The organism is Streptomyces sp. NPDC057438 (assembly GCF_042802995.1).
In the GTDB taxonomy this organism is placed as follows: domain Bacteria; phylum Actinomycetota; class Actinomycetes; order Streptomycetales; family Streptomycetaceae; genus Streptomyces.
Genome location: NZ_JBHVDD010000051.1, coordinates 25,756 through 52,606, shown reverse-complemented (window position 1 = coordinate 52,606; position 26,851 = coordinate 25,756). Strand labels below are relative to the sequence as shown.

Genomic DNA, 26,851 nt, shown 5'->3' with positions numbered 1-26,851 from the left:
TGCGTTGCCGCGGATTTGACGTGGGTATGAGGGCCGCCGGGTCAGGGTCCGGCGGCCCTCGGCTCAGGGGTGTTCGCGCAGGCGTTCGCGCTCTTCGGGCCGCCCTCGGCGGCGCACGGCGGGCCTGCCGCGCACCGGGGCGGCGCGGGGGCCCGGCTTCTGCCCCACGGACTGCAGCGCCCCTTCGAGCGCGAACGTCGCGGCGCCCAGGCAGGCCGGGTCCGAAGGGATCTGGGAGAGCACGATCTCGGTGGCTGCCATCGGGCGCGGCAGCGCGTGCCGGGCGACGGCCTCGCGCACCTCCGCGACCAGGGGCTCGCCCAGCGCGGCCGCGACCCAGCTGCTGAGCACGACCACTTCGGGATTGAACAGATTGACCAGGTCGGCGATGCCGGCGCCGAGATACCGGGCCGTGTCCCGCACCACCTTGACCGCCACCGGATCGTGCCGGGCCACACCCCGTGCGAGGGCCGCGATGGTGGCCGTCTGGTCCTCGGGGTGCAGCAGCGTACTGCGCGGGCTCAGCTCCCGGAGGTTCAGCATGATCCCCGGGGCGCCCACGTACGTCTCCACGCAGCCGTGGTTGCCGCAGTGGCACAGCCGGCCGTCCAGCACGATCGTCGTGTGGCCCCACTCGCCGGCGCTGTTGCTCACCCCCCGGTGCAGCCCGCCGTCCAGGACGAGCCCGGCGCCCACGCCGGTCCCCAGGGTGATCACCGCGGCGTCCCCGCGTCCGCGGGCGGCCCCGAACCACAGCTCGGCCACCGCGACCGCACGCAGCGGATTGTCCAGGTACAGCGGGTAGGCGATGTGCTCGGTCAGCAGGTCGAGCAGCGGCACGTCGTGCCAGTCCCAGTTGGGCGCGTACTCCGAGATGCCGGTGGCGCGGTCGACCTGCCCCGGCACGCTCACCCCGACGCCGAGCACCCGGGCGCCCTCGGTGCCGGCCTGGGCGACGACGGAGCCGACGGCGGCGGCGACGTGCCCCACCATCTGCTCGGGCAGGCTCTCACCCGGACGGACGTCCTCCTCGGCCCGGGCCAGCACGTTCAGCGCGAGGTCGAACAGCTCGACATGGACGTACGTCTCCGCGATGTCGACGCCGATCAACGCGCCCCCCGACGCGTTGACGGCCACCAGCCCCCGGGGGCGGCCCCCGGCCGAGTCCTCGAACCCGACCTCGGTGATCATGCGGAGGTCCAGCAGCTCACCGACGAGCGTGGCGACCGTGGCCAGGCTCAGCCCGGTGGCGGCCGCCAGCTCCTGACGGGAGGTGGGAGACTTGGCGATGATCTGGCGCAGCACCTCGTACCGGTTCGCGGTGCGAATGTCGCGTGAGGTGCGCTTCACCGACGACATGATCCCCTCGGTCCCTCCAGGCCATGACGAGGCCTGCTGCCCCGGCGCGGTCGAAGGCTATGGCGCGGAAGGGGCTTTCTACAAGGGGTTAGGAAAGGGGGTTTACGAAGTCGCCCCGACGCATCGCGTGCCGTGGCCGGAGACCGACGGCCGACGCGACACGGCGACGGCCGCGCGGGCCGGCCGGCTCATCCGACTCCCGCACGCCCTCGCGCGGGCCCGACCCCCTGAGCGCACCCCGGCACACCACGCGCTCGCGTCCGCCTCACCCACCACACGCTCGTGCCCGCCTCACCCGCCACACGCTCGTGCCCGCCTCGCCCACCGCACGCTCCGCGCGCGTCTCACGCGTCGAGAACCTCCCGGACGAAGGTGTTGCGGAACTTGCCCGCCGGGTCCAGCTCGTCGGCCACCCGCCGGAAATCACCCAGCCGGGGGTACAACCGCCCCAGTTCGGCGGCCGGCACGGTGAACACCTTGCCCCAGTGCGGCCGGGCCTCGAACGGCGCGAGCACCTCCTCCACCCGCCGCACCACCGGCAGGACGGGCGCCGCGTCCGCGATCCACGTGAAGTGCAGCGCGACCGTGTCCCGGCCCTCCGCGGGGCTGATCCACTGCGCGTCGGCGGCCATCGTGCGGACCTCGCAGACCTGCAGCACCGGGGCCACGGTGTGCCGGATCGAGTCGAGCGCGCGCAGGGCGTCCAGAGCGAACGGGCGCGGCATCAGGTACTCCGACTGCAGCTCCTCCCCGCTGCTCGGCGTGAACTCCGCGCGGAAGTGCGGCAGCCGCTCGTGCCAGGGGCCGGGCACCCCGAACTGCTCGGTGCAGTTCACCGTCGGCATGCCCGGCACCGGATGCATCGCCTCGGTCGCGGGTTCGGCCCACGGGAAGTCCGTCGTGGGCCGGTCCTGGCGACGCTTGACCCACGCCTGGTCGAAGCCGGAGTGCTGCCAGCGGGTGAAGAGGCTCACGCTGTACGCGGACGCCGACACGGCGGCGAAGTCCAGCCCGTCCAGGGGAAGTTCACCGAACACGTGCTGGGTCATCCCGAAGGCGGGTTCCAGGTCGAGGGTGAGCGCGGTGACCACGCCGAGGGCCCCGAGCGAGGTGACCGCCGCGCCGAAGCGGTCGTCGCCGCGGGTCAGCGTCAGCGTCGACCCGTCCGCCGTCACCAGCTCCACCTCGCGCACGGCCGCCGCCAGCGGGCCGTTGCCCTCGCCCGAGCCATGGGTGCCGGTGGCCACCGAGCCCGCCACGGAGATGTGCGGGAGAGAGGCCATGTTGTGCAGGGCGAGACCGTGTGCGTGCACCGCCCGGGCCAGCTCCGCGTACCGGACCCCGCCGCCGACCCGGACCGTACGGGCCGCCGTGTCCACGTCGATCGCCGGTGGCAGCCCGGTCAGGGAGAGCAGGACGCCCTCGGGGCCGGGCTCCGCGATCTCGTTGAACGAGTGCCCGCTGCCCAGCACCCGCACGCGCTCGCTTCCCGCGACCAGTGCCCGCAGCGCGTCGACGGAGGGCGGCCGGTGCAGCTCCTGCGCGGTGTACGTGATGTTCCCGGCCCAGTTGGTCAGGGTCTCCGTCATCATGCGGCTGTCCTTCGCGCTCCGTGAGCCGTAGCTGTCGGGGCCATCCTCTCCGCTCCGGGCCGGTCCCCGTTCATTGACCCTCTCGTGAGCGCCTGCCTACCGTAGGAAGCGGTTGCTGCCGCGCCGCCTCCTCCTCCAGTCGGAAGGTCCTTCCTTGCCCGAGCGTCCGCTCGCTCTGTTCGCCATGACGGCCGAGAACGTTCCGCAGGTCTTCCCGCCGGAGGTGTTGTCCCGGCTGCGGAAGACCGTCGAGATCGATCCCGCCCTGGTCGCCGAGGACTTCTCCGACCCCCGGGTCCGGGAGACGCTGGCGGCGGCCGAGGTGCTGGTCACCGGCTGGGGCTGCCCCCGCATCGACCGGGCGGTCCTGGACGCCGCGCCCGGCCTGCGGGCGATCCTGCACTCGGCGGGTTCGGTGAAGGGGTTCGTCACGCCGGACGTCTGGGAGCGCGGGATCGCCGTCTCCACGGCCGCCGACGCCAACGCCGTGCCCGTCGCCGAGTACACGCTCGCCATGGTCCTGCTCGCCGGCAAGGACATCCTCAACCGCCGCGAACGCCTGCGGACCGAGCGCGTCTCGCCGGGCTGGGGATTCGTCCCCGGCATCGGCAACCACGGCCGCCGCGTCGGTGTCATCGGCGCCTCCCGCATCGGCCGCCGGGTCATCGAGCTGCTGCGCCCGTTCGACCTGCGGGTGAGCCTCACCGACCCCTACGTCGACGAGTCCGGGGCCGCCGCCCTCGGCGTACCGCTGCTGCCGCTCGACGAACTGCTGCGCACCTGCGACATCGTCACCGTGCACGCCCCGGACACCCCTGAGACCCACCGGCTCCTCGACCGCCGCGCCCTCGCTCTGATGCCCGACGGCGCCGTCCTGGTCAACACCGCGCGCGGCGCGCTCGTCGACCACGACGCGCTCGTCGACGAGCTGCGCACCGGCCGGCTCTCCGCGATCCTCGACGTCACCGACCCCGAGCCCCTGCCCGCCGACTCCCCTCTCCTCGACCTGCCGAACGCCTTCGTCACCCCCCACCTGGCCGGCTCCCAGGGCAACGAGGTCGCCCGCCTCGGCCTGGCGGTCACGGAGGAGGCCGAACGCCTCGCCGCCGGAACGGAGCTGGCGTACGCGCTGGACAGGTCGGTGCTGGAACGGACGGCGTGACCCGAGTCGAGCCGTGACGTGACCCGGAGCCGGCCGCGGATGCTGTCCAGGGGCGCGGGGAACCGCGCGAGCGCCCCCTCCCTCTCGCACTCGGCGACGCACCCGCACCCCCCACCCCTCCGTCCGACCGCCGGAGGCATACCGTGGGGAGGTGCGTGCGGGCGACCCCCGGACGTCGTCGTCGTGAGCGAGGAGACAACGGGATGGATGGCAGCCGCACCGCACTGGTGGAGGACCTGATGGAGAGGTTCCCGCACGTGCCACGGGAAGCCGTCTTCAAGGAGGACCTGCTCAGGGGCGGTGTGGCCTTCGACGCCTCCGCGCTGAGCGACAACGAGAAGGGCGAGGTGAAGCCGAAGTCGTACTTCATCTTCTCCTTCGACCACGGCACCCTCCCCGAGTTGGGCGAGGCCGCGCTGCGCCGCCCGCCGGAGGAGATCATCCTCACCGGCGGCCCGTACGACCTGCGCCGTACGGTCGTCTCCGTGCGCGTCAACCCGTCCTCGCCCTACCGGGTGGCGTCCGACGAGGACGGCCTCCTCGGTCTGTACCTCGACGGCAGGCGCATCGCGGACGTCGGCGTTCCCCCCATGCCGGAGTACTACAAGCACACCCTCTCCAACGGGAAGTCCGTGATGGAGGTGGCCCCGACCATCCAGTGGGGCTATCTGATCTACCTCACCGTCTTCCGGGTCTGCCAGTACTTCGGCGCGAAGGAGGAGTGCCAGTACTGCGACATCAACCACAACTGGCGCCAGCACAAGGCCGCGGGCCGCCCTTACACGGGCGTGAAGGACGTCGACGAGGTCCTCGAAGCCCTGGAGATCATCGACCGGTACGACACGGCGAAGACGTCCACCGCGTACACGCTCACCGGCGGGGCCATCACCAAGACGGTCTCGGGCCGCGACGAGGCCGACTTCTACGGCCACTACGCCAAGGCCATCGAGGAGCGGTTCCCGGACCGCTGGATCGGCAAGGTCGTCGCCCAGGCGCTGCCGCTGGACGACGTCAAGCGCTTCCACGACTACGGCGTGAAGATCTACCACCCCAACTACGAGGTGTGGGACGAGTACCTCTTCAAGATGTACTGCCCCGGCAAGGAGCGCTACGTCGGCCGCGACGAGTGGCACCGGCGGATCCTGGACTCGGCGGGCGTCTTCGGCGCGCGCAACGTGATCCCCAACTTCGTGGCGGGCGTGGAGATGGCCGAGCCCTTCGGCTTCAAGACGGTCGACGAGGCCATCGCCTCGACCACCGAGGGCCTGCGCTTCTTCATGTCGCACGGCATCACGCCCCGCTTCACCACCTGGTGCCCGGAGCCCACGACCCCGCTCGGCAAGGCCAACCCGCAGGGCGCGCCGCTGGAGTACCACATCCGGCTGCTGCAGGCCTACCGCGCCACGATGGAGGAGTTCGGGCTGTCGTCGCCGCCCGGATACGGCCCGCCCGGACCCGGCAACGCCGTCTTCTCCGTCAGCTCGTTCATGGACAGCCTCCCGGCCGTCGAGGAGGCGACCGAGGGGGCGGCGCGGCGGGACGGCTGACACGACGGTCCAGGGGGACGGCTGAGTCGAGGGTGCAGGGCTAGCGGGCGAGGGTGCAGGGCTGGGGAGTGGGCGAGGGCGCGGGAACAGCGGGCCCGCGGCGGGGAAGAGGGCCGACACGGAGAGTGCCGACGATGTTTCCGTTTGGTAACTCCCGTGGCGGTTGAGTCGTTCGGGGTCGGCGTACGTACAACTCCCCAAGCGTGACCGCTGGTCACGGCTTTTGAAGACGCAGCTTGTCAGTTGTGCGGAAACCGTGAAAAGCTCTGGGCCACCCGCAAGGTGGTCCCCCCGAACTCCCTTGAAGCAAAGGGTAGTTGACCGCTTTTGCGAACTTCCCCCCTCGCTCTGTGGATGCAGGAGACCCATGCCCGACCTGCCGAAGCCCCAGGACGCCGCCGAAGCCGCGCTGTTCTCGGAGTGCTGGGACGCGGTCCTGTCGTACGCCGACCTGTGCACCTCCGGGTCGGCCGCGGCGACCCAACTGGCCACCGATGCCTTCACGCACGGCATGCACGAGGCGCAGGCCCTGGAGTTCGACGCGGGAGCAGAGCGCGGCGCCGGACGGCGTGCCCTGCGACTGCCGCGCATACCCTTCCTCCTGACCTGGGTCAGGACGACCGCCACGGCCTGGGAGGCCGGCGGCCAGGGCCACCGGCTCGACCCCGACCTGCGCCTGTGGCTCAACTCGGACAAGGCCGCGCGCTACACCGGCCCGCCGCTGCACCGCCCCCTCGCCCTGCGCGCCCTGCGCGACATGCAGGAACCCGACGCGGCCCTGCTGTGGCTCGCCGAGGTCGAGTCGCTGCCGGTGGGCTCGGTCGCCCGCCGACTCGGCCTGGACCCGGCGGTCGCCGCGTCCGAACTCGACCAGGTGCGGGCGCTGTTCAGGGACCGCTGCCACCGCAGCCAGCTCGACACGCCCATGAACCCCGACTGCCGCGTCTACGCCCGGCTGCTCGACGCGGTCACCCGTTCACCCGGCACCGACACCCCCGACGACCTGTCGCGCCACCTCGCCACCTGCGTGGGGTGCGCCGAGGCCGCGGCCTGTCTCGGCCTGCACGGCGGCGGGCTGCCCGCCGCGCTCGCCGGCGGCGTGATCGGCTGGAGCGGACTCGCCTACCTGGAACGCCGCCGCCGCGCGGCCGACGCGGGGATGCTGCCCGGACGCGCCGACGCCACCGGCACCGACCGGGGACTCTCGCCGGGCCGCGAGGCCAGGCCCCGGTTCACCCTCAGCCGCAACGGCCTGCTCGTCGCCGCCGGTCTCGTCTCCGTGCTGACGCTCGCGGTCTCCCTCACACCCTTCGGCGGGGACGACACGGTCGCGGGCGGCTCCTCCGCCGACGGGTCGCCGGTGGTCCAGCAGGACCCGAGGTTCCCGGTGACGGGGGCCCCGTCCGACGAGGGATCCGGACTGCAGAGCACGACACGGCCCGAGGCGACCGGTTCCGGGAAGAAGGACGACGCGGGCGACGACAAGGACAAGAACAAGAACGGCAACAGCAACGAGGAACCCCAGGGCGACGCCTCGACGCCGGCCCGGGTCTCCCACAAGCCGGTCGAGCCCGGCAAGTCGCCCGGCGCCACGTGCCTCGTCCGCTACGAGCTCGTCAACGAGTGGCCCGGCGGCTTCCAGGCCACCCTCACCGTCACCTCCAAGAAGGCCCTCGACGGCTGGCGCCTCGGCTGGACCTACGCGGGCGACCAGCGCGTCACCCAGATGTGGGACGGCACCTTCGACCAGGAGGGCTCCCAGGTCAGCGTCACCGCCGCCGACTACAACAAGACCGTCGCGGCGGGCGGCACCTTCGGCGTGGGCTTCCTGGGCATCTGGCAGGGCTTCGACAACCCCGCCCCCGTGAAGTTCACGCTCGACGGCAGCCCCTGCGCCACGGGGAAGTGAACGCGGTCGGGCGAGCGGCCCCGCTCGCCCGGTCCCGGTCCACGAAGCCCTCGTCATCGCCTCCGGCCGTGCGACCGGCGCCCACGGCCCCGTGCCGGCCGGCCGTTGCGCTACGGGGCAAGAACCGGTGCACGCGCGGACGAGTGACAGTGGTCCGTTCTTCCTAGGGTCGTCGCATCCCCGCAGTGCGGGCCGCCGGCGGACGCCGGTCAGCGTCGAACGAAGGAACGATCCCCATGCCGTACATCACCGTGGGCCAGGAAAACTCCACCACCATCGACCTCTACTACGAGGACCACGGCACCGGGCAGCCGGTCGTCCTCATCCACGGTTTCCCCCTCGACGGCCACTCCTGGGAGCGGCAGAGCGCCGTCCTGCTGGAGGCGGGACACCGCGTGATCACGTACGACCGCCGTGGCTTCGGGCAGTCCAGCCAGCCGACGACCGGCTACGACTACGACACCTTCGCGGCCGACCTGAACACCGTCATGGAGACCCTCGACCTGCGTGACGCCGTCCTCGTCGGCTTCTCGATGGGCACCGGCGAGGTCGCCCGGTACGTCTCCGCCTACGGCACCGAGCGCGTCGCCAAGGTGGCGTTCCTCGCGTCGCTGGAGCCCTGCCTGCTGAAGTCCGACGACAACCCGGGCGGCGTCGCTCCGAAGGAGTTCTTCGACGGGGTCGTCGCGGCCGTCAAGGCGGACCGCTACGCCTACTACACGGACTTCTACAAGGACTTCTACAACCTGGACGAGAACCTCGGCACCAGGATCAGCGAGGAAGCGGTCCGCCACAGCTGGGACGTGGCCGCGGGCGGCGGGTTCTTCGCCGCCGCCGCCGCGCCCTCCACCTGGTACACCGACTTCCGCCAGGACATCCCAGCCATCGACGTGCCGGCCCTGATCCTGCACGGCACGGGCGACCGCATCCTCCCCGTGGACGGCACCGCGCGCCAGTTCCACAAGGCGCTCCCGTCCGCCGACTACGTCGAGATCGAGGGCGCCCCGCACGGCCTGCTGTGGACCCACGCGCAGGAGGTCAACACCGCGCTCCTGGCCTTCCTGGAGAAGTGACGTCCGGCGCGGGACCGGCGGCCGGGGAGACCCGGGGGCCGGTCCCGCCCCCGTGACGGCCGTGCCGTGCGCGGTCTCCTCTAAATCGGTTGGCGTCCGCCGCCCGGTGTTCCTATCCTGAGGGGGCTTCACGCGGTGGCCCCCGGGCTGCCGGTGTCAGCCGTTATGTTCAGTCGTGCGAGAAACGGGAGGTGTGACCGATGGCTGTCTCTGTGATGGGCGCTGCCCGCAACCAGAAGATCATCCACTCCACCTCCGTGGCCTCCGGCTGACCTTTCCCACCACAGCACGCACACGCGTGCCGCCGGGGCCGCCCTTGTGAAGGGTTTCCCTTGAACCACCTTTCTCCTTCGGCTTCTTCGATCTCCTCGCACCCCCTCACCCCGTACGGCTGGGACGAGGGCTGGGAAGCGGAGTTCGCCGTCCACGCCGAACAGGGCCTCCTGTCCGGCCGTGTCGTCCGGGTCGACCGAGGCCAGTGCGACGTCATCACCCCGGACGGTCTGCTGCGGGCCGACACCGCCTTCGTCACCCCCCACGACCCGCTGCGGGTGGTGTGCACGGGCGACTGGGTGGCCGTGGAACCCGCGGGCGACCCCCGGTACGTCCGCACCTACCTGCCCCGCCGCAGCGCCTTCGTACGCTCCACCTCCTCCAAGCGCGCCGAGGGGCAGATCCTCGCGGCCAACGTCGACTACGCGGTGGTCGCCGTGTCGCTCGCCGTGGAACTCGAACTCGGCCGCGTCGAACGGTTCCTCGCGCTGGCCTGGGAGTCCGGGGCACAACCGGTGGTCGTGCTCACCAAGGCCGACCTCGTGCCGGACGCCGCCACACTGGCGCACCTGGTGCAGGACGTGGAGACCGTCGCGCCCGGCGTCGCGGTGCTGACGGTCAGCTCCGCCCACGGCGAGGGCCTCGACGTCCTCGCCGCGGTGCTCTCCGGCGGGACCTCCGTCCTGCTCGGGCAGTCCGGCGCCGGCAAGTCGACCCTCGCCAACGCGCTGCTCGGCGACGACGTGATGGACGTCCAGGCCATCCGGGACGTGGACGGCAAGGGACGGCACACCACCACCACCCGTAACCTCCTCGCCCTGCCCGGCGGTGGGGTCCTCATCGACACCCCCGGGCTGCGCGGCGTCGGCCTCTGGGACGCCGAGAGCGGGGTCGGGCAGGTCTTCGCCGAGATCGAGGCACTCGCCGCCGACTGCCGCTTCCACGACTGCGCGCACATCGCCGAGCCCGGCTGCGCGGTCCTCGGCGCGGTCGAGTCCGGTGAACTGCCCGAACGACGGCTCGACAGCTACCGCAAGCTGCTCCGCGAGAACCAGCGGATCGTCGCCAAGAGCGACGCGCGGGTGCGGGCCGAGATCCGGAAGGACTGGAAGCGCAAGCACGCGGAGGGCCGGGCGGCCATGGAGGCGAAGCGGGGTGGTCGCCGCTGACCGTCCCGAGGAGCGGGTGAGCGGGGCCTGTCGCGCGGCCCCGCCCACCCGCGTGGAATCCTGGTGGGAGGGGAAGCGGGCAGCGCCGCCTTCCCCTTGCCCCACCCCCCGGGGGCACGGAAGCACAGGCCCGGATTCGGGCACGGGCACAGATGATCGGTCTGGAACAGGGAGTTCCGTCGTGAGCACCGGGCAGGGCACGTACTACTCCGTCGTCGAGAGCCCCGCCGGGCGACTCCTCCTCACCGCCGACGAGTCCGGCGTTCTCACCTCCCTCTCCGTGCCGGACCAGAAGGGCGGCCGGGTCCCGCTGCCCGGCTGGCTGCGCGACCCGGGGCCCTTCCGGGCGGCCGAGGAGCAGCTGGCCGCCTACTTCGCCGGAGAACTCAGGGAATTCCGTCTGGACCTGCGCGGTGAGGGCACCGACTTCCGGCGACGGGTCTGGGCCGCGCTCGACGACGTCCCCTACGGTGCGACCACGACGTACGGGGCCGTCGCCGCCCGTATCGGGGCGCCCCGGGCCGCCGTGCGGGCCGTGGGCGGCGCGATCGGCGCGAACCCCCTGCTCATCCTCCGCCCCTGTCACCGGGTGATCGGCGCGGACGGCAGCCTCACGGGGTACGCCGGCGGCCTCGGCCGCAAGCGCCTCCTCCTCGGCCTGGAGGGCGTGCTGGGGAGCGGCCCGGGGTGAGTGGCCGAGGGCCCCGGGACCGGACGGCCCGGGCCCGGCTCAGTTCCCGAACACCACGCCCACCCAGGTCCCCGCCACCAGCAGGCACGCGAAGAGTTCCGCCAGGACACTCGACCCGCCCGCCCTCATCGCCGCGCGGGTGGCGGCCTTCGCCGCGGCGTGACGGCCCAGGCGGAGCCGTTCGGAGAGGTAGATACCGCCGACGAAGCCGGGGATCGCGCCGAGCACCGGAAGCAGCACGAAGCCGAGGAAGGCACCGGAGCCCGCGTACATGCCCATGCGGGGGGTGGCGCCGCTCTCGGCCAGGCGGCGGGGCGGCAGGCCCCAGCGGACCGCCCAAGACGCGAGCAGCACGACGGTGGAGCCGACCAGCACCCACCAGGCGGCGGGCCGCGGGTCCTCCAGCGCCCACCACATGACCCCGGCCCACACCAGCCAGGACCCCGGCACGCCGGGCACCAGCACTCCGCACAGGCCGAGCAGCAGCACCACCGCGACCAGCAGGAGTTCCCACGCTCCCATCTGCCCAGGGTGCCGGACCACGCCCGAAAGCGCAGGTCAGAAAGGCCGGTCCCCGGTCACCACCGGGGTCTGGCGGCGGGGTCCCCGCACCGGTCGGCGGCCGACGGGGCGTGGCCCCACAGCGGACTCCCAGGCACCTGCGCCACACTCGGGCCGACCGGCCCGCGCGCCCGCACCGCGCCCCGGTCGCCTGCGCCGCCGGGCGGTTTCTCCCGTGGGGGGTGGCACCGCCCGGCGGTCTGTCGACCTCGTGGTCCCAGCGATCCCCCGACTCCCTTGCCTCGCACCGGAGTTCGACGTGTAGTCCGACACGCCGTGAGCTCGTCGGCTCCGCGGACCGATTTTCCGGATGCCCCGTTTTCATACGGCTCCCGAGGTGGACAATTAGGGGCATGAGCCAGCAGGGGGAGAGGCCCACCGGTCACGAGGACGACTGGTGGCGGCAGTTGTACGACGACACCGACGGGGACACGGGCCCCTCGGTCGCGGCCGATTCCCTAGACGACCGCTTCGCCTCGGCGGCGGACACGGTCGGGGAGCCGCCGCAGACCACGAGAAGCGCGCAGGACGCACCGGACGCGTCGGGGGCGGCGGGGCCGCCGGACGCGACCGGTCCCGCGGACGTGCCGCGGGCGTCGGGCGCGCCGGGCGCCTGGGGGGCCGTACCAGGCACCTCCGGTGCCTGGGCAGCAGTGCCGGACACCTCCGCCGCGAGGAGAACGTCCCGTGGGGTGCCCGACAGACCCCCGGGCGGGCCGGTGACCGCCCCGGACACGACAAGGGGCTCGGCCGACGCCGCGCCCCAGCCCACCGGCCGCGCCCCGGTCCCGCACACGGACCGGGTGCCTCCGCAGAGCCGGTCGGCCGGGCCCCGGGGCCGGGAAGACAGGAGCGTGCCGGACGACCGCACGATTCCCCTCGCGCCCCCGGCCCCGCCCCCGCTCACCGGCACCACCCCGAGCGCCGGCCTCCCGCCGTCGTCCGGCCGCACCCCTCCACCGCCCGAGCACACCCCGCCGTCCCCCGGCCACGCCCCGCCCTCATCCGGCCGCACCCCTCCACCGCCCGAGCACACCCCACCGTCCCCCGGCCGCACCCCTCCGCCTCCCGACCACGCCCCGCCGTCCCCCGGCCACGCCCCTCCACCTCCGGTCCCCGCTCTGCCCCCCGACCGCATCCCTCCCTCGCCGCCCCCCGTCCCCGTCGAGGACCCTCGCCGGCACAGCGGGCCCGTCTCGCGGCGGGCGCCCTGGGAGCCGCCGGCGGCGCAGCCGTCGGGGCCGGTGACCTTTCCGGCCGGGCTCACCCCGCCGGGCGTCCGCGCGGTGGCGCCCTGGAGGCGTGCGCCCGCGCAGCGCTCCCCGGGCGGAGTGCCCGCCGTGAGCCCGTCGGCTCCCTCCTCCGCCGAACCGTCCGACGCCCGGCCCCCCGGCCTCCAGGCCCAGGAGGCCACCCCGGTCACCGGCAGCCGGCGGGTCCGGGTCGACTACGTCGGGTCGGGGCCGCCCACGTACGACGCGGAGCCGACCACACTGCCCCCGGCGGACCCGGAGGACCTCGGGGACCTGGTCGCGGACACGGTGCTGGACGGCGCGCGCTACGGGGCGTGCACGATTCGAGCCGCGTCGCTGCGCGGCGACTCCGCGCGCTACCGGGGCGAGCCGCGCCGTGACGCGCTCCTCACCGCCCGCTTCGGCCTCGGCGAACAGGCACTCGTCCTGGTGGCCATGGCGACCGGCGCCCGCGCCACACCGGGTGCGCACCGCGCGGCGGCGGAGGCGTGCCGGTGGATCGGGCGGGCCGTCGGGCTGAGCCACACCCGGTTGGTCGAGGACATCCGCGCGGCCCGGCGCGGTGACCTCAAGTCCGGGCTGCACCGGCTCACCGACCGCAGCCTCGGCAAGCTGCGCGCCGGCGCGGTCGAGCAGGGCCTCGATCCGGAGGAGTACACGGCGAGTCTGCGCTGCCTGCTGATCCCGGCCGACCCCCGGTGCCGTACGCGTGTGTTCTTCGGGGTGGGCGCCGGCGGGCTGTTCCGGCTGCGGGACGGGGAGTGGCAGGACATAGAGCCCCGGGTCGCCGACACGCCGGGTGCGCCGGTGCTCGGCTTCGGCTCACTGCCGCACGAGACCCCCGAGGGCGACCGCCTCACCATGGACCTCGGTATCACGACGCCCCCGAGCCCGTACGAACCCGCCCCCGCGCCTCCTCGCGAACCGTTCCGCTTCCGCGCCTCCGTAGCCCGGGAGGAGGACGTCCTGCTCCTGTGCAGCGGCGGTCTGGCCGAACCACTGCGGGGAGAGGCCCCGCTCGCCGAGCATCTGGCCTCGCGCTGGGGAGCGGGCGAGCCACCCGGTCTCGCCGCCTTCCTCGCCGATGCGCAGGTCAGGGTCAAGGGCTACGCGGACGACCGTACGGCCGCCGCCGTGTGGGAGGCGTGACCGCCGCCCGCAGGACGAGGAAGGGCGTCAATCAGCCGCGCAGCCCCGGCGCAGTGGCCCGTTCCGGCGCACACTTCCGGCCAATCAACATCATCGAGCCGGGTGGCCGGTTCGGGCGGGGAGCGCGCCGCGTGACCGGGGGCCGTAGCCCGGTGGACGGCGGCCGGATCCGCGCCCTCGCATGGGCGGTTGTGTCCGTCCGCCGCGCCGGGTGCGGGGTGCCGGGCATGCGGCGGGTTCGGGCCCGACGCGCTGTGCCGGGGGTTCCGGGGAGGACAAGCGCTCTCCCCCGTCGCCGACGGCTGGCTTGACCCTGTGCGTTTGAAAGCGTACGGAGGGTCGTTGACGATTCGACATGAGTGCCGCGATCCGGACGGGGCATGGATCCCCGTGTACGTGTTCGGAACAGGGGGAATTGTCATCGGCGCGTGGGCGGGGGTCATGAAGAGGCAGGCGCGAGGGAGCGGTCCCGTGGCGAAAGGGGCCACCTCGGCAGAGACGGTGGAGGATGCGGTCGGCGACACGACGGACGGGGCCGACGCGGAGCAGTTGGAGCGCACACTGGGTCGGGCGGATCTGAAGGCGGTGCCCGAGGCGCGCAGGGCCCTGCGGGAGCTGTTGCGGCAATGGGGGCGGCCGGAGCGATCGGAGATAGCGGAACTGCTGACGAGCGAGCTGGTCACCAACGCGCTCATCCACACCGACCGCGACGCGGTGCTGACGGCGACCGTCTCACCGAACGGACTCCATGTGGAGGTCCGGGACTTCGTGGGGCGCAGGCCCAGGCCGAGGGCGCCGATCGCCGACGACAGCACCGGCGGGCGCGGTCTCTTTCTCGTCCAGGCCCTCGCCGACGCCTGGGGGGTTCGGCCGCACGGCGTGGGCAAGGCGGTGTGGTTCGACCTCGACGGCGGGCTGACGGCCCCCTCGACGTCATGACACGGGTGTCTGCACGGGGCGCGTGAGACAGACGCACGCAACGGACAGGGGCGCGGCTTCCTGCCGCGCCCCTGTCCGATGTGTGGCTCCGTCCGAGCCGTCGCTCGTGCTCAGCCGAACTGCTGCTCCAGGTCCTTGAGCTTGCGCTCCAGGGAGTCGAGGCGCGGCAGGGCCATCGTGTCGTCCTCGGCGGTGAGGTCGACGGTGAGCGACTTGTCAGCGTTGCGCACGGGCTGCAGGGAGGGACGCGAGCGCACGGGCAGCTGCTCCGGCGTCGATATGGCAGGCTCCGAGGCCACCTGGGCCGCCGGTACACGCTCCACCGTGGTGTCCACCTGGCGCTGGCCACCGCCACCGCCACCGCCGCCACGACCGGGCAGGCCCCGGTGGCCCCGGCTGATCGCCTTCAGGTGGGCGCGCTCCAGACGCTCCTGCTCGCGCTTGCGCGTCCGGTTCTCTTCCTTGATCCGCTTGTCCTCGCGCACCTCGTCGACGGCCTCGTCCAGGCTGCGCACGCCCTCCAGAAGCATCAACGACCAGGCCTTGTAGGTCTCACGCGGGGCCCGCAGCCAGCGGACGATGCGGATCTGCGGCAGCGGGCGCGGGACCAGGCCCTGCTCGCGCAGCGCGGCCCGGCGGGTCTGCTTGAGGGCACGGTCGAAGAGCACCGCGGCGGACATGGACATGCCTGCGAAGAACTGCGGCGCGCCGTCGTGACCGAGGCCCCTGGGCGCGTGCACCCAGTTGAACCAGGCAGCCGCACCCGCGAACGTCCAGACGAGTATGCGTGAACCGAGGGCCGCGTCACCGTGGCTGGCCTCGCGCACCGCGAGCACCGAGCAGAACATGGCGGCGCCGTCCAGGCCGAACGGAACCAGGTACTGCCACCCGTTGCTGAGGCCGAGGTTCTGCTCGCCGAAGCCGACCAGGCCGCGGAAGGAGAGCGCGGCGGCCACCGCGGCACAGCAGAAGAGGAGGATGTAGGAGGCGGTGGCGTACAGAGCCTCCTTGCGCCGGCGGCGCTCCTCGCTGCGTTCCCAGGAATCATCGGTCTTCGCGTGCTCCCCGGAGCGCTTGCCGCGCGCGAGCACCGCAACCGCCGCCAGCATCCCCAGGAGCAGTACGGCGCCCGGAAGCAGCCAGTTCAGCGATATGTCGGTCAATCTCATCAGGGGTCCCTTGCATTGGGATAGGGCGTAACGCCCGCCATAGTGGCCCAATCCTCGCGGCCCTCAGGGGGTTTCGGGGCAAGAGACCGCCAAAGAAGTGCAATGAGTGACGCCAGGCGGCATTCTGCTCGAACTACCGCGCGAGGGACGGGAGTTGAGTGCGAGTGAGATTACCCGTTCGAGTGGTTCCACGGAAAGTTCCTGCGGCAAGTGAGGAACTTGTGAACTACCTGTAATCGAACGAGGGTCCCATCCGGAGTTGATCTTACGGCACATGCCGTGCGCGATCACCGGGGGGTCGCCCGGCGAGAAGCATCCCCGTCCCGCGACGGTCCGTCAACCGGCGGCAGCGGCCACCAGTTTGCCGATCCGGTCCGCCTCGCAGGTGCGCGGGCAGGTGGCGCAGGTGTCCTCGGGGGCCAGTGTGTAGAACATGCAGCAGCTCGCCCGGTCCCGGGTGGGCAGCGGCTCGCCGCCGGGGCCGGTCAGTTCACGGAAGCCGGCGGCGCCCACGTACGGCCGGGTCGCGCCCGGCAGGAGCAGCTCCAGCTCGCGTCGGCACCGCTCCTGCTCGTCGGCGCCCAGGAGTTCGGCGACGTACCAGATCCCCTCGACGATCTCGTCGGTCGCCATGCCCCACAGCGCCCGCCCGCGCCGCCTCATCCGGGGGCCGAAACCGCCGAGGACCGGCTCTATGTGCTCGGCGAACGCCGCCCGCACCTCGGCCCGCAGCGCCTCCTCGTCCGGGACCACCCGCGCGCCCGGGTCGCCGGCCGCCGGATCGCCCGGCAGACAGCTGAACGACGCGCCCCGCACCGCCAGCCGGCTCTCCTCGCGGTGGAACGCGACCTGCCCGGCGGGGAACCGGGGCACCCGGCGCCGCAGGAACCAGGGGACGGTGAAGAGGAGGCAGGCGTACCAGGCGTACCGGTGCAGTCCGAAGGCCGCCACCACGTCGGGGCGCCCCTCGCGGCCGTGGTCCCGGCGTATCTGCGCCTCGTCCCAGGCGAGGAACGCGTCCAGCTCGGCTCCGGCCGCCGCGAGTCCGGCGGCCGACACCCACCCCTCGCCGTCGGGCAGCGGATCCGTGGGGGAGAGTTCTGTCACGCTCACCATCGGCAGGACCTCGGTCATGCGGGCGTACGCGGCCGTCAGCGGCGACGTGCGCACGGTGGGGGCCGGTGCCGGAGCTGAGTGGGGCATACGGGGACCGCCGTTTCGCCATCGCTGCCAAGTAAGGCTTACCTTACCCGAGGTGGTCGAGGTTTGAACTGAGGGCATGTGCGCCTATGGTGCTTTACGACCGGTAACAACCCCAGTAGTGACCTAAGCGCCCCCATGTACCCCGGCGGGCCGCGCTGCTCGATCCACTCGACACACGACTCGGCTCGCAGGAGGACCCGTGGAGCAGGCCGGACCGCGCTCGCGTGAGGCCGCCGCGCGTGCGACGGAGGCCGCCGCCGCCCGTCCCGCGTCGGCCTACCGCGTGCCCGCGCAGCCCGGAGTCGCGGACGTCGACCGGGAGCGGGGCATCGCGGCGGACGGGGGCGGCCCCGCTCCGGCGCGTGGCGGCACGGGTGCCGTCGCCGACGCGGCCCGGGGCGAGCACACGCACAGCGAGACCCCCATCCCGCTCCCGCGCACGCCCGGGCGCCCCGTCGTTCAGCGGGCCTCCGTGCGGGGGCAGATCCTCGACGCACTGCGGGCCGCGCTCGCGGGCGGGGAGCTGGCACCGGGCGAGGTGTACTCGGCGCCCGCGCTGGGTGAGCGGTTCGGGGTGTCCGCGACCCCCGTGCGCGAGGCGATGCAGCAGCTGGCCATCGAGGGCGCGGTCGAGGTCGTGCCCAACCGGGGGTTCCGGGTCGTACGGCGGGGCGCCCGCGAGCTGGCCGAGCTGGCCGAGGTACGGGCGCTGCTGCAGGTGCCGGTGGTCCTGCGGCTCGCGCGGACGGTGCCGGCGGACCGCTGGGGCGCACTGCGGCCGCTCGCCGACGAGACGGCACGCGCCGCGTCCTCCGGGTGCCGGGCCACGTACGGCGACGCGGACCGGGCCTTCCACCGGGGGGTGCTGGGGCTGGCCGGGAACGAGCAGCTTCTGCAGATCACGGACGATCTGCACCGGCGTACGCAACTCCCCCTGGGGGCGGGCCACTCGGGTGATATCGGGAGCGGCGGCCGGGTCGAGCTGATGGCCGACGCGGCGGAACACATCGCGCTGCTGGACGCGTTGGTGGCGGAGGACCTGGAAGCGGCGTGCTGTCTGGTGGAGAAGCACTTCGGGGTGCTGGGCTGAGGTCGCGTCGGCGACCGCGGGCCCGGTGGGGCTTCTTGCGCAGTTCCCCGCGCCCCTCAATGCCCAGACCCTTGCGGGCCTGAAGGACGACGGCCTCGCGCCCCTGAAACGCTCGGGGCGCAGCCCCTGCCTTTCAGGGGCGCGGGGAACTGCGCGAGAAGTCCCACGGGCCCGAAGCCGAAATCGCTCCCCGGCGCGACTTTCCGTCCCGTCCCGTCAAGCCGTCGCGGCCGGCGGGGGCGCCAACTGCCGGGCCAGCCACGTCGGTACGCCTCCCAGGAGCCGGAACAGCCGCCCCGCCTCCTCGCGCAGGCGCGCGGCCTCCGGTTCGGACTCGGTGTCGGCGAGGGCCACGAGAGCGGGGGCGGTGCCGACCAGGTAGCCCAACTCCTCGCGAATGCGCAGGGATTCGGCGAAGCCGTGCCGTGCCTCGGCCAGCTCGCCGTCCCGCAGGGCGAGCCCGGCGAGATGACGCCAGGTGAAGGACTGCAGGAGCAGGTCCCCGTGCGCGGTGGCACCGGCGTGGGCCCGGCGATAGGCCGCGCGGGCGGCCTGCGGGGAGCGGGCCAGGTTCTCGGCGAGGACGCCCCGCCGGAAGTCGAGCAGGGCCCGGCCGGGCGCGCCGGGAGCGATCAGGGCCGCCGCCCGGCCGAGCGCGGCCCGCGCCTCGTCGGCGCGGTCCCGGACCCGGAGCAGCGTGGCCGCGTACGCCAGTTGCCCGCGCTCGCAGGCCGCGGCGCCCCGCTCGTCGTCGGTGCGGGCCTGCGCCTCGGCCGTGCGCAGCGCGTCCTCGGCCTCCTCCCAGCCCTGCTCGGTGTAGAGGCAGCGTTCGACGAGCAGCGCGGTCCGCTGCAGCGAGGACCGTGGGGTGTCGGGCTCGATCAGGGCTGCCGCGTCGACCCAGCAGGCGCGTGAGCGCAGCCGCCATACCGCGGTCTGGAGTGGATCGTCACCGGCGGTCGTTCCGTTACCAGACATGGCGGTATGCGCCACGTTGCCCTCCCCGAGCACGCCCTTGAGCTTTGAGTGGTGGCCGCATCTCAGCACGGATTCCGGGGCCCGGCCAAGGGGGTGGGTGAAGGAATTCACAAAGTCATGGGGTGCGGACGGCGCACTTGGATCTTGTCCCACCACCCCATGGCCTCAGCTCATGCGCAGGGCCAGGAAGAAGTCCAGTTTGTCCTCCAGCCGGGAGAGGTCCCGGCCCGTCAACTGCTCGATGCGGCCCACCCGGTAGCGCAGCGTGTTGACGTGCAGGTGGAGCCGGGCGGCGCAGCGCGTCCAGGAGCCGTCGCACTCCAGGAACGCCTCCAGGGTGGGAATCAGCTCGGCGCGGTGCCGGCGGTCGTAGTCGCGCAGCGGGTCCAGGAGCCGGGCCGTGAAGGCGCGGCGCACGTCGTCGGGGACGAAGGGCAGGAGCAGTACGTGCGAGGCCAGTTCCTGGTGACCGGCCGCGCACACCCGGCCGGAGCGGGCGGCGGCCACCCGGCGGGCGTGCCGGGCCTCCTCCAGCGCGCCGCGCAGGCCCTCCGCCGAGTGCACGGCCGCGCTCACGCCGAGGGTGAGCCGCCCGTCGTCGTCGAGGCCGGCGGTCAGCGGGTCCCGTACGGCGGTGAGGAGCGTGTCGGCGTGGACGCCGGGCTCCGTGCCGTCGGGCCCCGAGGCGAGCGCGGGGAGGGGGACGAGGGCGATGGCCTCCTCACCCGTGTGGGCGACGGCGATGCGGTCCGAGGGCTCCGGGCCCGTCGCCAGGGGGTCGACGAGGATCTCCTCCAGCAGCGCCTGGGTGACCGGACCGCCGTCGGCCCCGTCGCCGTCCCGGTCCAGCCGGGCCACGACGATCTGCCAGTGCGGCGCCGACCCGAGGCCGGGCAGCAGCACCGGCGCGGCCACCCGCAGCCGCGCCGCGATCTCGGCCGGGGCCGCCCCCGCCTGCACCAGCTCCAGCACCTCCTGGGCGAGCCGGCGCCGTACCGTACGGGCCGCGTCGCGCCGGTCGCGCTCGACCGCGATCAGCTGGGTGACGCCGTACAGCAGGTCGAGCCGCTCGGCGGGCCAGTCCCCGGCGTCGGCCTCGACCGCGAGGAGCCACTCGGACAGCACGGCCGCGCGCATGTCGCGCGCGGCGGCCCCGCCGGGGTCCGTGCCGCGGCTCGCGCCGCCGACGGGGAAGAGCGAGTACGTGGTGGAGCCGACGGCCACGCGGTGCGGTCCCCGCCGTCCCGTGCGGGTCGCCGCCAGGTGCTCGGCGGCCAGCCGCGCGCGCAGTTCGGCGGGCGGGACGGGCCCGGCGTCCTCGGGGCCCGCGACGAGCCGGCCGGTGGGGGAGAGCACCCAGGCGCGCAGGTCCAGGTCCGAGCCCAGCAGGTCCAGGACCACGTCCGGGCCGCCGCCCGCGGGGCCGGAGGTCATCATCCGGCGGTGCCGGTCCACCACGGCCGCCAGGTCCCCGGCGCGCTCGCCGGAGACCTGCCGTACGACGTGCTCGGTGATCGTCGCGAAGGCCACCGACTCGTTGACCGCGAAAAGCGGCAGCCGGTGCCGGGCGCAGGCCACGACGAGGTCCTCCGGAATGTCGCCCAGCTCGGCCTCCCCGGCCGCCAGCGCGGCCACCCCGGCACCGGCCAGGAGCCTCACGAAGGGCTCGGAGTCGGCGGCGTCGCGGCGCCAGGCCAGGCCCGTGAGCACCAGCTCGCCGCCGGAGAGATAGCGGCTGGGGTCCCTGAGGTCGGTGGTCATCACCCCGCGCACGGCGCGGTCCAGCTCGTCCCCGCCGCCGAGCAGCCGCAGACCCAGCGCGTCGGTGTCCAGCAGTGCGCGCAGCCGCATTCTCGTCGCCGCCGTTCTTGTCTAGAAAACAACGTCCGGTTCGCCCGGGAAGCGTGTGCGGGGCTTCCGGAGGAGGGTTGGTCGCGGAGGCCGGGACCCCGCGTGTGTGCGGCATGTTTCCAGCCGAAAACGCAGAGGTTGCCGACGGTCTCCGTTCATACGAATCTACAAGATGCGCCCCTTGGCCAGCCAACTCCTTCATGTTTTCCGTGACTGACCCGGGCCCGGCGGGCGCTGTGTACTGAGACACACCACACGTGAACAGCCCATGGACGAGCCGGGCCCGCCGCACACGATCTGGCTCAAAGAGAACGACACAGACGAAGAAGAGAGCCGGTCACATGGACTTCCTTCGCCCCGCCAGCTGGGAGGAGGCGCTCGCCGCGAAGGCCGAGCACCCCACCGCTGTGCCGATCGCCGGCGGCACCGACGTGATGGTCGAGATCAACTTCGACCACCGTCGGCCCGAGTACCTGCTCGACCTGAACCGGATCGGTGAACTCTCCGAGTGGGAGGTCGGCGCTGACACGGTCCGCCTCGGCGCGTCCGTCCCCTACACCCGGATCATGGAGAACCTCCGTACCGAGCTGCCCGGCCTCGCCCTGGCCTCGCACACGGTCGCCTCCCCGCAGATCCGCAACCGCGGCGGCGTCGGCGGCAACCTCGGCACCGCCTCCCCGGCCGGCGACGCCCACCCGGCCCTCCTCGCGGCGGGCGCCCAGGTCGAGGCCGAGTCCGTACGCGGCACCCGGCTCATCCCCGTCGACGACTTCTACACCGGCGTCAAGCGCAACGCCCTCGCCCCGGACGAGCTGATCCGCGCCGTCCACATCGACAAGGCGGACGGCCCGCAGCAGTACTCCAAGGTCGGCACCCGCAACGCCATGGTCATCGCCGTGTGCGCCTTCGGACTCGCCCTCCACCCGTCGTCCCGGACCGTCCGGACCGGCATCGGCTCGGCCGCGCCGACCCCCGTCCGGGCCAGGGCCGCCGAGGAGTTCCTGAACGCGGCGCTCGACGAGGGCGGCTTCTGGGACAACGGCCGGATCATCACCCCATCCGTCGCCAAGCAGTTCGCCGACCTCTGTGCCGGCGCCTGCAACCCGATCGACGACGTCCGCGGCACCGCGAGCTACCGCCGCCACGCGGTCGGCGTCATGGCCCGCCGCACGCTGATGTGGACCTGGGAGTCCTACCGCGGCACCGCCGCCACCGAGGGAGCTGCGTGATGCGCGTCAATTTCACGGTCAACGGCCGTCCCCAGGAAGCCGACGACGTGTGGGAGGGCGAGTCCCTGCTGTACGTCCTGCGGGAGCGCCTGGGACTTCCGGGCTCCAAGAACGCCTGCGAACAGGGCGAATGCGGATCCTGCACCGTCCGGCTGGACGGCGTGCCCGTGTGTTCGTGCCTGGTCGCCGCCGGACAGGTGGAGGGCCGCGAGGTCGTCACCGTCGAGGGACTGGCGGACTTCGCCCGGCAGCGCGCCGAGCACGGCGGCTGCGCGTCCGGCGCGTGCGGTACGGCCGGCGCGGACGGGACCTCGCTCGACTCGGCCCGGCGGTGGGCCGCCCGAGGCGCCGACTCGCAGACCGGCGAAGGGGTCGAACTCTCCCCGGTGCAGCAGGCGTTCATCGACGCCGGCGCCGTCCAGTGCGGCTTCTGCACGCCCGGTCTTCTGGTCGCAGCCGACGAGATGCTGGAGCGCACCCCGAACCCGAGCGACGCCGACATCCGCGAGGCGCTGTCGGGCAACCTGTGCCGCTGCACCGGCTACGAGAAGATCATGGACGCGGTCCGTCTGGCCGCCGCCCGGCAGTCCGAAGGGGTCTGACCATGGGAACCACCGGCCTGCCCGTCCACCTCACCCAGGGCTCCCGCACCAGGGGCGGCATCGGCGAGTCCACGCTCCGCCCGGACGGCACCCTCAAGGTCACCGGCGAGTTCGCGTACTCCTCCGACATGTGGCACGAGGACATGCTCTGGGGCCAGATCCTGCGCTCCACGGTCGCCCACGCCGAGATCCTCTCCATCGACACCGCCGAGGCCCTCGCCACCCCCGGTGTGTACGCGGTGATGACGTACGACGACCTGCCGACCGCCGTACGGCACTACGGTCTGGAGATCCAGGACACCCCGGTCCTCGCCCACGGCAAGGTCCGCCACCACGGCGAGCCCGTCGCGATCGTCGCCGCAGACCACCCGGAGACCGCCCGCCGCGCCGCCGCCAGGATCAAGGTGGAGTACCGCGAACTGCCGGTCGTCACCGACGAGGCCTCCGCGACCGCGCCGGACGCCGTCCTCGTCCACGAGGGCCGCGACGACCATCACGTCGCACATGTCAGCCACCCGAACATCGTCCACCGCCAGCCGATCGTCCGCGGTGACGTGGCGGCGGCCCGCGAGCGCGCGGACGTGATCGTGGAGGGCGAGTACGTCTTCGGCATGCAGGACCAGGCGTTCCTCGGCCCCGAGTCCGGACTCGCCGTGCCCGCCGAGGACGGCGGGGTCGACCTCTACATCGCCACCCAGTGGCTCCACTCCGACCTGCGCCAGATCGCGCCGGTCCTCGGACTGCCCGAGGACAAGGTCCGGATGACGCTGGCCGGCGTCGGCGGGGCCTTCGGCGGCCGCGAGGACCTGTCGATGCAGATCCACGCCTGTCTGCTGGCCCTGCGCACCGGCAAGCCCGTGAAGATCGTCTACAACCGCTTCGAGTCCTTCTTCGGGCACGTCCACCGCCACCCCGCCAAACTCCACTACGAGCACGGGGCGACCCGTGACGGCCGGCTCACGCACCTCAAGGCCCGCATCGTCCTGGACGGCGGCGCCTACGCCTCCGCCTCCCCGGCCGTGGTCGGCAACGCCGCCTCGCTCGGCGCGGGCCCGTACGTGATCGACGACGTCGAGATCGAGGCGATCGCCCTCTACACCAACAACCCGCCCTGCGGCGCGATGCGCGGCTTCGGCGCGGTCCAGGCGTGCTTCGCCTACGAGGCGCAGATGGACAAGCTGGCGGCGAAGCTCGGCATGGACCCGGTGGAGCTGCGGCAGATCAACGCCATGGAGCAGGGCACCCTCCTGCCGACGGGCCAGCCGGTCGACTCCCCGGCACCCGTCGCCGAACTCCTGCGCCGCGTCAAGGCGATGCCCCTGCCGCCGGAGCAGCAGTGGCTCACGGCGGGCGAGGCCGCGGACGTACGGCAGCTGCCGGGCGGCCTGTCCAACACCACGCACGGCGAGGGCGTCGTCCGGGGCGTCGGCTACGCCGTCGGCATCAAGAACGTCGGCTTCTCCGAGGGCTTCGACGACTACTCGACCGCGCGGGTGCGGATGGAGGTCGTCGGCGGCGAGCCGGTGGCGACGGTCCACACGGCCATGGCGGAGGTCGGTCAGGGCGGCATCACCGTCCACGCGCAGATCGCCCGCACGGAGCTGGGCGTCGCCCGGGTGACGATCAACCCCGCCGACACACAGGTGGGTTCGGCGGGCTCGACCTCCGCCTCCCGGCAGACGTACGTCACGGGCGGCGCCGTGAAGAACAGCTGCGAGCTGGTGCGGGAGAAGGTGCTGGAGCTGGGGCGCCGCAGGTTCGGCACGTACCACCCCGCCTGGGCCACCGCCGAGTTGGTGCTGGAGGGCGGCAAGGTCCTCACCGACGGCGGTGAGGTGCTGGCCGACCTCGCGGACGTCCTCGGTGACGAGGCCGTCGAGGTCGAGGCGGAGTGGCGGCACCGGCCGACCGAACCCTTCGACCTGCGGACCGGGCAGGGGTTCGGCCACGTCCAGTACTCGTTCGCCGCGCACCGCGCGGTCGTCGAGGTCGACACCGAGCTGGGCATGGTCAAGGTCGTCGAGCTGGCCTGCGCGCAGGACGTCGGCAAGGCGCTCAACCCGCTGTCCGTGGTGGGCCAGATCCAGGGCGGTACGACCCAGGGTCTCGGTATCGCGGTGATGGAGGAGATCGTCGTCGACCCGAAGACCGCGAAGGTGCGCAACCCCTCCTTCACGGACTACCTCATCCCCACGATCCTCGACACGCCGACCATCCCCGTCGACGTGCTCGAACTCGCCGACGACCACGCGCCGTACGGGCTGCGCGGGGTGGGCGAGGCGCCGACCCTGTCGTCGACCCCGGCCGTCCTCGCGGCGATTCGCTCCGCGACGGGGCTGGAGTTGAACAGGACGCCGGTGCGGCCGGAGCATCTGACCGGTACGGCGTAGTTGCCGCCGGGCGCCTAGGAGCTCGGGGGTGCGGGATCCTCGGCGGGTGCGGGCCCCACGCACCCGCACCCGACAACGCACCCACCCTCCACTCACCACCCACCACGTTCGTCTCGGGCCGTCCCCCGGGTCGGGCACCTTCCCAAATCCCGCCGAAGCCCAGGGCAACGGCCGGGTGTCCCTGTGAACCTTGGGAGAAGGCCCCATGACCCACCAGTCCCTCAAGCCGAGGACGACCGCCGAAGGCACCCCGGACCCGACAGGCCGGTCGCGTCTCGACCGGTACTTCCACATCACCCGCCGAGGATCCACCGTCGCCCGGGAGGTCCGCGGCGGCGTCACCACCTTCATGGCGATGGCGTACATCCTCCTGCTCAACCCGCTCGTCCTGTCCGGCCCGGACGCCGCGGGCACCGCCCTCGGTCAGAAGGCCCTGATCACGGCGACCGCGCTCGCGGCCGCCGTCACCACCCTCCTCATGGGCTTCGTCGGCCGGGTGCCGCTCGCCCTCGCCGCCGGCCTCTCCGTCTCCGGCGTGATCGCCTCGCAGGTCGCCCCGCAGATGACCTGGCCGCAGGCGATGGGCATGTGCGTGATGTACGGCGTGATCATCATGCTCCTGGTCGTCACCGGCCTCCGCGAGCTGATCATGAACGCCATCCCGCTGGCACTGAAGCACGCCATCACCATGGGCATCGGCCTCTTCGTCGCCCTGATCGGCTTCTACAAGGCCGGCTTCGTGCACCAGGGCACGGCGACCCCGGTCAGCCTCGGCCCCGCCGGTGAACTCGCCGGCTGGCCGGTCCTCCTCTTCGCGGTCACCCTCCTCGCGATCTTCATGCTCCAGGCCCGGGGCGTGCCCGGCGCGATCCTGCTCGGCATCGTCGGCGGCACGGTCGTCGCCGTGCTCCTCAACGCTCTCGACGTCATCGACCCGAAGCAATGGGCGGGCGGCGCGCCGGAGTTGCACGGCGCCGCGGTCTCGATGCCGGACTTCTCGCTCCTCGGGCACGTCGAGTTCGGCGGCTGGGGGGACGTCGGCGCGATGACGGTCGGCATGATCGTCTTCACCCTCGTGCTCGCCGGGTTCTTCGACGCCATGGCCACCATCATCGGGGTGGGGACCGAGGCCGGGCTCGCCGACGACAGGGGCCGGATGCCCGGTCTGTCCAAGGCGCTGTTCATCGACGGCGCCGGCGGCGCGATCGGCGGCGTGGCCGGCGGCTCGGGCCAGACCGTCTTCGTCGAGTCGGCGACCGGCGTCGGAGAGGGCGCCCGCACGGGACTCTCCTCCGTCGTCACCGGGCTGTTCTTCGCGGCCTGTCTGTTCTTCACCCCTCTCACCGCGATCGTGCCCGGCGAGGTCGCGGCCGCCGCGCTCGTCGTCATCGGCGCCATGATGATGACGAACGCCCGGCACATCGACTGGTCCGACCGGGCCACCGCGGTACCGGTCTTCCTGACCGTCGTGATCATGCCGTTCACGTACTCCATCACCGCGGGCGTCGCCGCCGGAGTCGTCTCCTACGTCGCCGTCAAGCTGGCCCAGGGCCGGGCGCGGGAGATCGGCGCGTTCATGTGGGGCCTGACGGCGGTCTTCCTCGTCTTCTTCGCCCTGAACCCGATCGAGAGCTGGCTGGGCGTGCACTAGGGCCCTTCGCC

The 26,851-nt window shown here is 73.1% G+C and carries 20 protein-coding genes; 13 read left to right on the top strand and 7 right to left on the bottom strand.

Translation table 11 applies throughout. From position 1 onward, the window contains the following. Window positions 1-63: 63 nt before the first annotated feature. Both ACFU5F_RS25500 and ACFU5F_RS25495 read right to left on the bottom strand, forming a co-directional pair. On the bottom strand, window positions 64-1,359 hold the full coding sequence (locus ACFU5F_RS25500) for an ROK family transcriptional regulator (protein WP_383891519.1): 1,296 nt from the start codon (window positions 1,357-1,359) through the stop codon (window positions 64-66). 344 nt (window positions 1,360-1,703) lie between these two features. Continuing rightward, window positions 1,704-2,951: an FAD-binding protein gene (locus tag ACFU5F_RS25495; RefSeq protein WP_383891517.1), complete on the bottom strand. Its 1,248-nt coding sequence runs from the start codon at window positions 2,949-2,951 to the stop codon at window positions 1,704-1,706. A gap of 154 nt (window positions 2,952-3,105) precedes the next feature. Here ACFU5F_RS25495 and ACFU5F_RS25490 point away from each other — a divergent pair, with 154 nt between their 5' ends. From ACFU5F_RS25490 to ACFU5F_RS25465, 6 genes are all read left to right on the top strand, one after another. Then, entirely contained in the window at window positions 3,106-4,113 is a 1,008-nt protein-coding gene (locus ACFU5F_RS25490; RefSeq protein ID WP_383891514.1) for a hydroxyacid dehydrogenase, read from the top strand. 203 nt (window positions 4,114-4,316) lie between these two features. Next, window positions 4,317-5,660 carry a radical SAM protein gene (locus tag ACFU5F_RS25485; protein ID WP_383891512.1) on the top strand — a complete coding sequence of 448 codons (1,344 nt, stop codon included), beginning with the start codon at window positions 4,317-4,319 and terminating at the stop codon, window positions 5,658-5,660. Between the two features lie 367 nt (window positions 5,661-6,027). Then, complete coding sequence (locus ACFU5F_RS25480; protein ID WP_383891509.1) at window positions 6,028-7,569, top strand: cellulose binding domain-containing protein; 1,542 nt, start codon at window positions 6,028-6,030, stop codon at window positions 7,567-7,569. Window positions 7,570-7,805: 236 nt separating this feature from the next. Beyond that, window positions 7,806-8,642 (top strand): alpha/beta fold hydrolase, encoded by an 837-nt coding sequence (locus ACFU5F_RS25475; protein ID WP_383891506.1) that lies wholly within the window; start codon window positions 7,806-7,808, stop codon window positions 8,640-8,642. Between the two features lie 332 nt (window positions 8,643-8,974). Next, window positions 8,975-10,084 (top strand): ribosome small subunit-dependent GTPase A, encoded by a 1,110-nt coding sequence (gene rsgA / locus ACFU5F_RS25470; protein ID WP_383891504.1) that lies wholly within the window; start codon window positions 8,975-8,977, stop codon window positions 10,082-10,084. A gap of 181 nt (window positions 10,085-10,265) precedes the next feature. Continuing rightward, window positions 10,266-10,775 (top strand): methylated-DNA--[protein]-cysteine S-methyltransferase, encoded by a 510-nt coding sequence (locus tag ACFU5F_RS25465; RefSeq protein WP_383891501.1) that lies wholly within the window; start codon window positions 10,266-10,268, stop codon window positions 10,773-10,775. A 39-nt stretch (window positions 10,776-10,814) separates the two neighbouring features. Here the strand turns inward: ACFU5F_RS25465 and ACFU5F_RS25460 are convergent, their stop codons facing one another. After that, the gene (locus tag ACFU5F_RS25460; RefSeq protein ID WP_383891498.1) at window positions 10,815-11,297 is read right to left on the bottom strand and encodes a DUF456 domain-containing protein; all 483 of its coding nucleotides are present in this window, start codon (window positions 11,295-11,297) and stop codon (window positions 10,815-10,817) included. Window positions 11,298-11,689: 392 nt separating this feature from the next. Here ACFU5F_RS25460 and ACFU5F_RS25455 point away from each other — a divergent pair, with 392 nt between their 5' ends. Next, window positions 11,690-13,738 carry a protein phosphatase 2C domain-containing protein gene (locus ACFU5F_RS25455; RefSeq protein ID WP_383891495.1) on the top strand — a complete coding sequence of 683 codons (2,049 nt, stop codon included), beginning with the start codon at window positions 11,690-11,692 and terminating at the stop codon, window positions 13,736-13,738. 441 nt (window positions 13,739-14,179) lie between these two features. Then, window positions 14,180-14,677, top strand: a complete 498-nt coding sequence (locus ACFU5F_RS25450; RefSeq protein ID WP_383891492.1) for an ATP-binding protein — start codon at window positions 14,180-14,182, stop codon at window positions 14,675-14,677. A 110-nt stretch (window positions 14,678-14,787) separates the two neighbouring features. On the opposite strand, the gene ACFU5F_RS25445 is transcribed toward ACFU5F_RS25450, so the two are convergent. Both ACFU5F_RS25445 and ACFU5F_RS25440 read right to left on the bottom strand, forming a co-directional pair. Further along, window positions 14,788-15,846 carry a DUF2637 domain-containing protein gene (locus ACFU5F_RS25445; protein ID WP_383891489.1) on the bottom strand — a complete coding sequence of 353 codons (1,059 nt, stop codon included), beginning with the start codon at window positions 15,844-15,846 and terminating at the stop codon, window positions 14,788-14,790. A gap of 336 nt (window positions 15,847-16,182) precedes the next feature. Further along, window positions 16,183-17,049 carry a (2Fe-2S)-binding protein gene (locus tag ACFU5F_RS25440; protein WP_383891487.1) on the bottom strand — a complete coding sequence of 289 codons (867 nt, stop codon included), beginning with the start codon at window positions 17,047-17,049 and terminating at the stop codon, window positions 16,183-16,185. Between the two features lie 199 nt (window positions 17,050-17,248). Between ACFU5F_RS25440 and ACFU5F_RS25435 the strand changes: the two genes are divergently transcribed. Next, complete coding sequence (locus ACFU5F_RS25435) at window positions 17,249-18,139, top strand: GntR family transcriptional regulator (protein WP_383891485.1); 891 nt, start codon at window positions 17,249-17,251, stop codon at window positions 18,137-18,139. Window positions 18,140-18,355: 216 nt separating this feature from the next. Here the strand turns inward: ACFU5F_RS25435 and ACFU5F_RS25430 are convergent, their stop codons facing one another. After that, entirely contained in the window at window positions 18,356-19,132 is a 777-nt protein-coding gene (locus tag ACFU5F_RS25430) for a hypothetical protein (RefSeq protein ID WP_383891482.1), read from the bottom strand. Window positions 19,133-19,282: 150 nt separating this feature from the next. Then, entirely contained in the window at window positions 19,283-20,968 is a 1,686-nt protein-coding gene (locus tag ACFU5F_RS25425) for a PucR family transcriptional regulator (RefSeq protein WP_383891479.1), read from the bottom strand. Between the two features lie 341 nt (window positions 20,969-21,309). Between ACFU5F_RS25425 and ACFU5F_RS25420 the strand changes: the two genes are divergently transcribed. From ACFU5F_RS25420 to ACFU5F_RS25405, 4 genes are all read left to right on the top strand, one after another. Continuing rightward, window positions 21,310-22,197: an FAD binding domain-containing protein gene (locus ACFU5F_RS25420; protein WP_383891476.1), complete on the top strand. Its 888-nt coding sequence runs from the start codon at window positions 21,310-21,312 to the stop codon at window positions 22,195-22,197. Further along, the gene (locus tag ACFU5F_RS25415) at window positions 22,197-22,799 is read left to right on the top strand and encodes a (2Fe-2S)-binding protein (protein ID WP_383891473.1); all 603 of its coding nucleotides are present in this window, start codon (window positions 22,197-22,199) and stop codon (window positions 22,797-22,799) included. Before ACFU5F_RS25420 ends, ACFU5F_RS25415 begins: the two co-directional genes overlap by 1 nt. 2 nt (window positions 22,800-22,801) lie before the next feature. Further along, window positions 22,802-25,189 (top strand): xanthine dehydrogenase family protein molybdopterin-binding subunit, encoded by a 2,388-nt coding sequence (locus tag ACFU5F_RS25410; protein ID WP_383891470.1) that lies wholly within the window; start codon window positions 22,802-22,804, stop codon window positions 25,187-25,189. 205 nt (window positions 25,190-25,394) lie between these two features. Further along, complete coding sequence (locus ACFU5F_RS25405) at window positions 25,395-26,840, top strand: NCS2 family permease (RefSeq protein ID WP_383891467.1); 1,446 nt, start codon at window positions 25,395-25,397, stop codon at window positions 26,838-26,840. Window positions 26,841-26,851: the final 11 nt, after the last annotated feature.